Consider the following 9,346-nt stretch of genomic DNA (forward strand, 5'->3'; position numbering starts at 1 on the left):
GGGCGGCTGGGGAGAGGGMCGCGCCGGGGTCGTGCGGGCGGGAGGCGGGAGCTGGCGTCATGGCGCCGATCGTCGGGTCTCGCGGACGCGCCGCGGCGGGCTCGGCGCGATCGTGTGGACGCCCGACGCGGCTCCGGGGGCTGTGGGCGGGCCGCTGGTCGGGACCAGTCCCGGCGATCGGCTAAACTTCTGGTGCGACCGGTCCGTACCGGTCGACTTCGCGCGTCATCCACCCGATCAGGGCACTCGACGGCCATCGTGCCGGCGAGGACCAGGACGGGGTCGATCGCCGCAGCGGTCCGGGCTCCTGCACCAGTGGCAGTCCCCGGAGCGGACGACGACATGACGCCAGGGGCGCCGACCACGCGGTCGGAGCCGACAACCGAGATGCGGGCCTGCAGACGGGTCCGCCTTGACGCGTGCACCCTGCGGTGCGCGCCGGAAGGACGTGCCATGGCCGTCGTGACCATGCGCCAGCTGCTCGAGAGCGGTGTCCACTTCGGGCACCAGACCCGCCGCTGGAACCCCAAGATGAAGCGCTTCATCTTCACCGAGCGCAACGGCATCTACATCGTCGACCTGCAGCAGTCGCTGTCGTACATCGACAACGCCTACGACTTCGTGAGCCAGACCGTCGCGCACGGCGGCACCATCCTCTTCGTCGGCACGAAGAAGCAGGCGCAGGAGCCGGTCGCCGACCAGGCCGCGCGTGTCGGGATGCCGTATGTGAACCAGCGCTGGCTCGGTGGCATGCTCACCAACTTCAGCACGGTGCACAAGCGTCTCCAGCGCCTCAAGGAGCTGGAGCAGATCGACTTCGACGACGTGGCGGGCTCGAACCTCACGAAGAAGGAGCTGCTCGTCCTGCGCCGCGAGAAGGACAAGCTCGCGAAGACGCTGGGCGGCATCCGCGACATGGCCAAGGTTCCCTCGGCCGTGTGGATCGTCGACACGAACAAGGAGCACCTCGCCGTCAACGAGGCGCGCAAGCTCGGCATCCCGGTCGTCGCGATCCTCGACACCAACTGCGACCCGGACGTCGTCGACTACCCGATCCCGGGCAACGACGACGCCATCCGCGCCGTGCAGCTGCTGACCCGCGTCATCGCGGACGCCGCGGCCGACGGTCTGCTGAAGCGTCACTCGGGTCGCACCGCGGCCGCCGAGGGCACCGAGGCCGACGCCGAGCCGCTGGCCGAGTGGGAGCGCGAGCTGCTCGCCGGCGCCGAGGCCGACCTGGCCGCGGAGGCTGTGGCCGAGGAGGTCGTGGCCGAGGCTGTGGCCGAGGAGGTCGTGGCTGAGGTCATCGCCGAGGAGATCGCCGAGGAGGTCGTGGCCGAGGCCGTGGCCGAGGAGATCGCCGAGGAGGCCGTGGCCGAGGTCATCGCCGAGGAGATCGCCGACGAGGCTGCCGCCGAGGGCGACGCCGACTCCAAGTGACCGTGCCGGTGCCGGTGGCCCCCTGACGGGCCACCGGCACCGCAGCACGTCACCGGACCCCCAGGGGTCCCGCACGACACGTCACGACACACGAGGAACGGACACGACTGATGGCGAACTACTCGCTCGCAGACATCAAGGCGCTGCGCGAGAAGACCGGTGCCGGAATGATGGACGTCAAGAAGGCGCTCGAGGAGGCCGAGGGCGACTCCGACAAGGCGCTCGAGCTCATCCGCGTCAAGGGCCTCAAGGGCGTCGGCAAGCGTGAGGGCCGCGCGGCCTCCGACGGCCTCGTCGTCGCTCACGTCGGCCCGACGGCCGACGGCGAGGGCCAGACCGGCGTCCTCGTCGAGATCAACTCGGAGACCGACTTCGTCGCCAAGAGCCCGAACTTCGTGGGCCTCGCGGCGCGCGTCCTCGCGGCCGCCGTCGACTCGCCCGCCCGCGACGCGGACGCGCTGCTGGCCACCGAGGCCGAGGGCTCGACCGTGCAGAACATCGTCGACGAGACGGCCGCCACCCTGGGTGAGCGCGTCGTCGTGCGTCGTCTGGCCCGCCTCGCCGGCGAGCACGTCGAGGTCTACCTGCACAAGGTCAGCAAGGACCTGCCCCCGCAGGTCGGCGTCCTCGTCGCCACCGACGCCGCGGGCGCCGGCGTGGCCCGGGACATCGCGACGCACATCGCGGCGTTCTCGCCCACGTACCTGTCGCGCGAGGAGGTCTCGGCCGACGTCGTCGCCAACGAGCGTCACATCGCCGAGGAGACGGCCCGCAACGAGGGCAAGCCCGAGGCTGCGCTGCCGAAGATCATCGAGGGCCGCCTGAACGGCTTCTTCAAGGAGAACGTCCTGCTCGAGCAGGCGTTCGCCAAGGACAACAAGAAGACGGTCGCCCAGGTCCTCTCCGAGGCCGGCGGCACGCTGACGGGCTTCGTGCGTTACCGCGTGGGAGCCTGACCCCATGTGATCGACGGTGGCCCCGGCCCTACGGGGTCGGGGCCACCGTCGCTACCAGCTCGATCCGGGCGTCCTGACCAGGCCGCGCGGACCACTCTCTTCTGGAGGCGCCGTGACCCAGGACCCGGACTCGACTCGCGGGGCCGTGCCGGAGCGGCGTGTCCTGCTCAAGCTGTCGGGCGAGACGTTCGGCGGCGGTGACGTCGGCCTGGCCGCCGACGTCGTCCAGCGTGTCGCCGCCGAGATCGCGGTGGCCGTCCGGGCGGGCGTGCAGGTGGCGATCGTCGTCGGCGGGGGCAACTTCTTCCGCGGCGCCGAGCTGTCGCAGCGCGGCCTCGACCGTGCGCGTGCCGACTACATGGGCATGCTTGGCACGGTCATGAACTGCCTGGCGCTGCAGGACTTCCTCGAGCAGGCCGGCGTGAGCACGCGCGTGCAGACCGCGATCGCGATGGGCCAGGTGGCCGAGCCGTACATCCCGCTGCGCGCCATCCGGCACCTCGAGAAGGGCCGCGTCGTGATCTTCGGCGCCGGCGCGGGCATGCCGTACTTCTCCACCGACACGGTGAGCGTCCAGCGCGCGCTGGAGACCCACTGCCACGAGGTGCTGATGGGCAAGAACGGCGTCGACGGCGTCTACTCGGCGGACCCGCGCACGGACCCCGACGCGGTGAAGCTGGACCACCTGACCTACACCGACGCGCTGGTCAACGACCTGGGCGTCATGGACGGGTCGGCGCTCAGCCTCTGCCGCGACAACGACGTGCGGATGCGCGTGTTCGGCCTGGAAGAGGCCGGCAACGTCACGCGCGCGCTGCAGGGTGAGAAGATCGGCACGCTGATCACGGCAAGCTGAGCACCACCGCTCGACGACCTGACCATGACGAACCGCACGAAGGAGCTCCGGTGATCGACGAGACCCTCTTCGAGGCTGAAGAGAAGATGGACAAGGCCGTCGAGGTCGCCAAGGAGGACTTCTCGACGATCCGCACGGGCCGCGCCAACGCTGCGATGTTCTCGAAGGTGTTCGTCGACTACTACGGCAGCCCGACCGCGCTGCAGCAGCTGGCGTCGTTCAACGTGACCGAGGCGCGCACCATCCTCGTCTCGCCGTTCGACAAGTCGTCGACCGCAGCCATCGAGAAGGCGCTGCGCGACTCGGACCTCGGGGTGAACCCGACGAACGACGGCAACGTCATCCGCATCGTCCTGCCGGCCCTGACGCAGGAGCGACGCAAGGACTTCGTGAAGCTCGCCCGGAGCAAGGCCGAGGACGCGCGCATCTCGGTGCGCAACGTGCGCCGCCGCGCCAAGGAGGAGCTGGACCGCATCGTGAAGGACGGCGAGGCGGGCGAGGACGAGGTCGGTCGTGCCGAGAAGGAGCTCGAGTCCCTGACGAAGAAGCACGTCGACCTCATCGACCACCTGCTCTCGTCCAAGGAGAGCGAGCTCCTCGAGGTCTGATGAGCCAGACAGCCATCGCCGCCACCCGGACCCCACGCCCCGGTCGCGACCTGCCGGTCGCGATCGTCGTCGGCGTCGCCATGCTCCTGGCGGTGGTCGCCTCCCTGTTCATCCGCAAGGAGGCCTTCGCCGTCGTCGCGGTGCTCGCCGTGTGCGCCGGGCTCTGGGAGCTGGCGCAGGCGTTCACGCGGCGGGCGATCCACCTGCCGCTGCTGCCGCTGCTGGTCGGCGCGATCGGCATCCTGGTGTCGGCGTACACGGCCGGGCCGGAGGCGCTGTTCGTCGCGTTCATGCTGACGGTCGGCGGTGTCGTCGTCTGGCGCGTGCTCGACGGGAGCGGCCAGCCCGCGTTGCGGGACGCCACGGCGGGAGCGTTCGCCGCCGCGTACCTGCCGTTCCTCGGCGGGTTCGTCATGCTCATGCTCGCGGAGCCCGACGGGCCGTCCCGCGTGATGCTCTTCATCCTGCTCTGCGTCGCCAGCGACGTCGGTGGGTACACCGTCGGCGTGCTGCTCGGCCGGCACCCGCTCGCCCCCTCCGTCAGCCCGAAGAAGACATGGGAGGGCCTGGCCGGCTCCGTCGTGCTGGCCTGCGTGGTCGGGGTCGTCGGGGTGCAGGTCGCGTTCGGCGGCGAGCCGCTGGTCGGGGTGTTCCTCGGCGCGGCCACGGTCGTGACGGCCACGCTCGGCGACCTGGCCGAGTCCATGCTCAAGCGCGACCTCGAGCTCAAGGACATGGGCCGGCTCGTGCCGGGACACGGCGGGCTCCTGGACCGGCTCGACTCGCTCGTCCTGACCGCCCCTGCCGTGTACGTCGTCCTCACGGTCCTCCAGCCCGCCTGACCTCTGCTCCTCTGCGCAGCCCGACCTGAGAGGGGGTACCTGCAATGACCGGTACACCCGTCCGCCTCGACCTGTCCTCGCCCAGCCGTGGACCTCGCGGCAAGCCGCCCAAGCACTTCGTCGACCTCACGCCCGAGCAGCGGATCGACGCCGTGACGGAGCTGGGGGAGAAGCCGTTCCGCGCCAAGCAGCTGGCGACCCACTACTTCACGCACCTGACCAACGACCCCGCGCAGATGACGGACCTGCCCAAGGCGACCCGCGACAAGCTGGTCGAGGGGCTCTTCCCGCAGCTGCTCACGGCGCACCGGACGCAGACGGCGGACAAGGGCACCACGGTCAAGACCCTGTGGCACCTGTTCGACGGCGCCAAGGTCGAGTCGGTCCTCATGCGCTACGCCAACCGCACGACCCTGTGCGTGTCCAGCCAGGCGGGCTGCGGCCTGGCCTGCTCGTTCTGCGCGACCGGTCAGCTGGGCCTGACCCGCAACCTGTCGACGGCGGAGATCGTCGAGCAGGTGCGCGCGGCGGCCCGGTCGCTCGCCGACGGTGAGGTCCCCGGCGGGCCGACGCGCCTGAGCAACGTCGTGTTCATGGGCATGGGCGAGCCGCTGGCCAACTACAAGTCGGTCATGGAGACGGTCCGCCGCCTCGTGGCGCCGACGCCGGACGGCCTCGGCATGTCCGCGCGCAACGTGACGGTCTCGACCGTCGGCATGGTGCCGGCCATGGACCGGCTGGCCAAGGAGGGCATCCCGGTCACGCTCGCCCTGTCGCTGCACGCGCCCGACGACGAGCTGCGCAGCGAGCTCGTGCCGGTGAACACGCGGTGGAGCGTCGACGAGGCGCTCGACTCCGCGCACCGCTACTTCGAGGTCACCGGCCGCCGGGTCTCCATCGAGTACGCGCTCATCCGGGACATCAACGACCACGCCTGGCGCGCGGACCTGCTGGGCGAGAAGCTCAACGCCCGCGGCCGCGGCTGGGTGCACTGCAACCCGATCCCGCTGAACCCGACGCCCGGCTCCAAGTGGACGGCGAGCGATCCCCGGGTCGAGCAGGAGTTCGTGGCACGCTTGCGTGCGCACGGGATCCCGACCACGATCCGGGACACCCGCGGCAGTGAGATCGACGGTGCCTGCGGCCAGCTCGCAGCGGAGGAGGACGAGTGAGCGACGGGATGTTCCGGACCGTCTCGGGTCTGAAGCAGGGGTACGACCCGGACGAGGTCGACGACTTCTTCTCGCACGCCCGGTCGGTCTACGAGCAGGGCCCCGCCGGTGGCCTGGCCAGCAAGGACGTGCGCGGCGTCGCGTTCGACATGGTGCGCGGCGGCTACGTCACCGCGGCCGTCGACGCGGCCCTGGACCGGCTCGAGGCGGCGTTCGTGGCGCGGTCGCGGGCGGAGTACATCGCCACCCAGGGCCAGCAGGCGTGGATGGGCCGCCTGAGCGAGCAGGCCCGCACCCTCTACGGGCGGCTCGGCCGTCCGGACGGGGACCGGTTCGCGGCGCCCGACGGCCGGCACCAGGGCTACGAGCCCGCGGACGTCGACGAGCTCTGCCAGCGTCTCGTCGCCTACTTCGACAAGGGCACGCCGCTGTCGGCCGCCGAGGTCCGGTCGGCCACGTTCCGTCGCCGCAAGGGCCGCAACGCGTACGCCGAGGGACCGGTCGACGCGTTCCTCGCGCGCGCGGTCGAGGTGCTGCTCGGCGTCGAGTGAGACGAACGAACGGCCGCGCCCCGGCGACGGGGCGCGGCCGTTCGCGTACCCGAAGGGTCAGCCGTCCTCGCGCTTGAACGTGCGGGTGCCGAACCAGATGCCGAGCGCGGCGAGCACGAGGGTCAGCGCGGAGCCCCACAGCGCGGTCGGGGTGCCGATGTCGCCGGCGAACTGGGCGCGGATGCCCGACACCACGTGCTTGACCGGGTTGAGGTTGGACAGCGTGTTCAGCCACGCCGGCGCGGACGCCGCGGTGATCGGCAGCAGGATGCCGGACAGCAGCAGGAGCGGCAGCGCGATGCCGTTCATGAGCGGGGCGAGGGCGTCCTCGCTCTTGAGGGTGAGCGCGACGGCGTAGGACGCCGAGGCGAACGCGGCGGCGAGCAGCGCGGCCGTGACGATGCCGAGGACGATGCCCCAGAACGGCGCCTCGAGGCCGAACAGGAACGCCACCGACACGAGGACGACGCCCTGCACGGCCACGACGATCACGTCGCGCAGCACGCGGCCGAGCACCAGCGCGGACCGGGGCGCGGGGCTGACCCGCTCGGCCTCGATGACGCCGTCGCGCCACTCGCCGATGAGCCCGAAGCCGACGAACAGCGCGCCGAACATGCCGAGCTGCACCAGCAGGCCGGGCACGAACAGCTGGTAGGCGTTCGTCGCCCCGAGCTGCGGGGCCAGCGGCTCGAGCAGCGGTCCGAACAGCGTCAGGTACAGCACCGGCTGGAGCAGGCCCATCACGGACCAGACCGGGTTGCGCAGGGAGATCCGCATGGCGCGGCGGAAGACGGTGAGCGTGTCGCGGACGAACGTGCTGCGGCCGCGCTGCTCGTCGGCGAACGTGCGGGGAGTGGCGGTGGTGGCGGTCATGCTGCTGCTCCGTCGGTCTGGTCGGTCCCGCGCGGGCTCTCGCCGTCGCGCAGGGACCTGCCGGTCAGGGTGAGGAAGACGTCGTCGAGGGTCGGGCGGCGCAGCTCGACGCCGTCGAGCTCGAGGCCCTCGGCGTCGAGCGAGCGCAGCAGGCCCGCGAGCAGGGTGCGGCCGGCGGGGACGAGGACCTCGACCAGCGTGCCGTCGACCGTGGGCGTGTCGGCGCCGGGCAGCTGCGCGGCGACGGCGGCGATGCGGGCGACGTCGGCGGGCTGGGCCGCGGTGAGCAGGACGGCGTCACCGCTCACCCGCTGCTTGAGCTCCTCGGGGGAGCCCTGGGCGACGATCTGGCCGTGGTCGATGACGAGGATTCGGTCGCACAGGGCGTCGGCCTCGTCGAGGTAGTGCGTGGTGAGGAACACGGTGCTGCCGCGCTCGTCGCGCAGCCCGCGGACGTGCGTCCAGAGGTTGGCGCGCGCCTGCGGGTCGAGGCCCGTCGTCGGCTCGTCGAGGAACACCAGCCGGGGCGTGTGGATCAGGCCCATCGCGATGTCGAGGCGGCGGCGCTGACCGCCGGACAGCGAGGAGCACTTGCGCTCCCAGAGCCCGTCGAGCTCGAGCTGGTCGAAGAGCTCGCGGCCGCGGGCGGCAGCGGTGGAGCGCTCGACGCCGTAGAGCAGCGCGTGGTCGATGACCTCCTCGCCGGCACGGGCCTCGCCCGAGGTGGAGCCGGACTGGGCGACGTAGCCGATGCGTCGGCGGACGGCGCCGGGGTCGCGCAGCAGGTCGGCGCCGGCCACCGTCGCCTCGCCGCGGGTGGGCCGCAGGAGGGTGGTGAGCATGCGCAGCGTGGTCGTCTTGCCGGCCCCGTTCGGGCCGAGGAAGCCGACGATCTCGCCGGCGTCGACGTCGAGGTCCACGCCGCGCACGGCGTCGACGTCCCCTCGACGGGTCTTGTAGGTGCGGGCCAGGCCGCGGGCGTGGATCATGCGGGGTCTCCTTCGGGTGGAGACCCAGTATTCAAGATGRACTATTACTCGTCAACCTTGACTATTACGTGTCTTCGTCCGCCATCGCGTAGACGACCCAGGGACCGACSCCCGCGGCACGGGCGACCTCGAGCTGCTCCGGCGTCGGGTTCCACAGCGGCGGCTCGCCCTGGAACGCGTACGCACCGCCGCGCACGCGGTCGAGATACCCCCGCGCCCAGTCGAGCTCGCCGCGGGTCCGGGCGGTGATGAGCCGGGCCACCTCGGTCGCCGTGTCGGGCGTGTCCTTGGCCGCGAGGATCTCCTCGATCTGCGTCGCCAGCTCCGTGACCAGGTCCTCCATCATGCCGACGCGCTTCTCGATCGCCCGGACGACCTCGTCCCGGGGGAGCGCGAAGGCCATGTTGACCGCCGTGAGGAACAGCGTGGGCTCGTCCGTCGTGAGCAGGCCCGTGCGGACCAGGGAGAGGAACTCGTCCTCGCCCGCCGAGGTCAGGCGGTACGTGGTCCGGGGCGGCCGCGGGCCCTCGGCCACCACGCCCACCTCCTCGAGGAGGCCGGCCCTGGTCAACGACTTGAGCGCGTTGTAGATCGACCCCGGGTGCACGTGCGCCCACCGGTCGACCTCCCAGCTGACCAGCTCGCGGCGCAGGAAGTAGCCGTGCACGGGCTGGAAGATCCGCACGCACCCCAGCACGAGCAGGCGGGTCGAGGAGCCCTGGGGCGTCGCGGGAGCGGGCATGCGGCGATCCTGCCACGGGGGATGCACGAAGATGGGCAGCGTGACACAGCGCAGCGTCGTCCTCCTCGGGTCCACCGGGTCGATCGGCACCCAGGCCGTCGACGTCATCACGCGCCACCCGGACCGGTTCCGCGTGACCGGGCTGAGCGCCGGCGGCGGGGACGTCGGGCTGCTGGCCAGGCAGGCCCGCGAGCTCGGGGTGTCCGCGGTGGCTGTCGCCGACCCGCGCGCCGAGGGGCCGCTGCGCGAGGCGCTCCCCGCGGGCGTCGAGGTCCTCGTCGGTCCGCGGGCGTCCACCGAGCTGGCGGGGCGCGGGG

Annotated in this window: 10 protein-coding genes and 1 pseudogene; 8 read left to right on the forward strand and 3 right to left on the reverse strand. The window is 71.9% G+C overall.

The window, feature by feature from the left end; genetic code table 11:
- Nucleotides 1-453: 453 nt before the first annotated feature.
- From rpsB to ACXJKG_RS16185, 7 genes are all read left to right on the forward strand, one after another.
- Entirely contained in the window at nt 454-1,440 is a 987-nt protein-coding gene (gene rpsB, locus ACXJKG_RS16155; RefSeq protein WP_456846767.1) for a 30S ribosomal protein S2, read from the forward strand.
- Between the two features lie 110 nt (nt 1,441-1,550).
- Nucleotides 1,551-2,396: a translation elongation factor Ts gene (gene tsf, locus ACXJKG_RS16160; RefSeq protein ID WP_456846768.1), complete on the forward strand. Its 846-nt coding sequence runs from the start codon at nt 1,551-1,553 to the stop codon at nt 2,394-2,396.
- Nucleotides 2,397-2,508: 112 nt separating this feature from the next.
- A complete protein-coding gene (pyrH, locus tag ACXJKG_RS16165) occupies nt 2,509-3,252 on the forward strand; it encodes a UMP kinase (RefSeq protein ID WP_456846769.1) in 744 nt (247 codons plus the stop codon).
- Nucleotides 3,253-3,302: 50 nt separating this feature from the next.
- Complete coding sequence (gene frr, locus ACXJKG_RS16170; protein ID WP_456846770.1) at nt 3,303-3,860, forward strand: ribosome recycling factor; 558 nt, start codon at nt 3,303-3,305, stop codon at nt 3,858-3,860.
- Nucleotides 3,860-4,702 carry a phosphatidate cytidylyltransferase gene (locus tag ACXJKG_RS16175; protein WP_456846771.1) on the forward strand — a complete coding sequence of 281 codons (843 nt, stop codon included), beginning with the start codon at nt 3,860-3,862 and terminating at the stop codon, nt 4,700-4,702. Before frr ends, ACXJKG_RS16175 begins: the two co-directional genes overlap by 1 nt.
- Nucleotides 4,703-4,746: 44 nt before the next feature.
- Nucleotides 4,747-5,874 (forward strand): 23S rRNA (adenine(2503)-C(2))-methyltransferase RlmN, encoded by a 1,128-nt coding sequence (gene rlmN, locus ACXJKG_RS16180; RefSeq protein ID WP_456846772.1) that lies wholly within the window; start codon nt 4,747-4,749, stop codon nt 5,872-5,874.
- Nucleotides 5,871-6,425, forward strand: coding sequence for a DivIVA domain-containing protein (locus tag ACXJKG_RS16185; RefSeq protein WP_456846773.1), 555 nt, complete (start codon nt 5,871-5,873; stop codon nt 6,423-6,425). Before rlmN ends, ACXJKG_RS16185 begins: the two co-directional genes overlap by 4 nt.
- 57 nt (nt 6,426-6,482) lie before the next feature.
- Here the strand turns inward: ACXJKG_RS16185 and ACXJKG_RS16190 are convergent, their stop codons facing one another.
- The 3 genes from ACXJKG_RS16190 to ACXJKG_RS16200 all read right to left on the reverse strand — a co-directional run bounded on the left by ACXJKG_RS16190 (nt 6,483) and on the right by ACXJKG_RS16200 (nt 9,029).
- A complete protein-coding gene (locus tag ACXJKG_RS16190; RefSeq protein WP_456846774.1) occupies nt 6,483-7,298 on the reverse strand; it encodes an ABC transporter permease in 816 nt (271 codons plus the stop codon).
- A complete protein-coding gene (locus ACXJKG_RS16195) occupies nt 7,295-8,287 on the reverse strand; it encodes an ATP-binding cassette domain-containing protein (protein ID WP_456846775.1) in 993 nt (330 codons plus the stop codon). Before ACXJKG_RS16195 ends, ACXJKG_RS16190 begins: the two co-directional genes overlap by 4 nt.
- A gap of 64 nt (nt 8,288-8,351) precedes the next feature.
- The gene (locus ACXJKG_RS16200) at nt 8,352-9,029 is read right to left on the reverse strand and encodes a PadR family transcriptional regulator (RefSeq protein WP_456846776.1); all 678 of its coding nucleotides are present in this window, start codon (nt 9,027-9,029) and stop codon (nt 8,352-8,354) included.
- A gap of 31 nt (nt 9,030-9,060) precedes the next feature.
- Between ACXJKG_RS16200 and ACXJKG_RS16205 the strand changes: the two are divergent.
- A pseudogene (locus ACXJKG_RS16205) lies at nt 9,061-9,346 on the forward strand (1-deoxy-D-xylulose-5-phosphate reductoisomerase); the annotation flags it as partial.

The sequence above is a fragment of the Cellulomonas sp. P5_C6 genome, assembly GCF_054049635.1.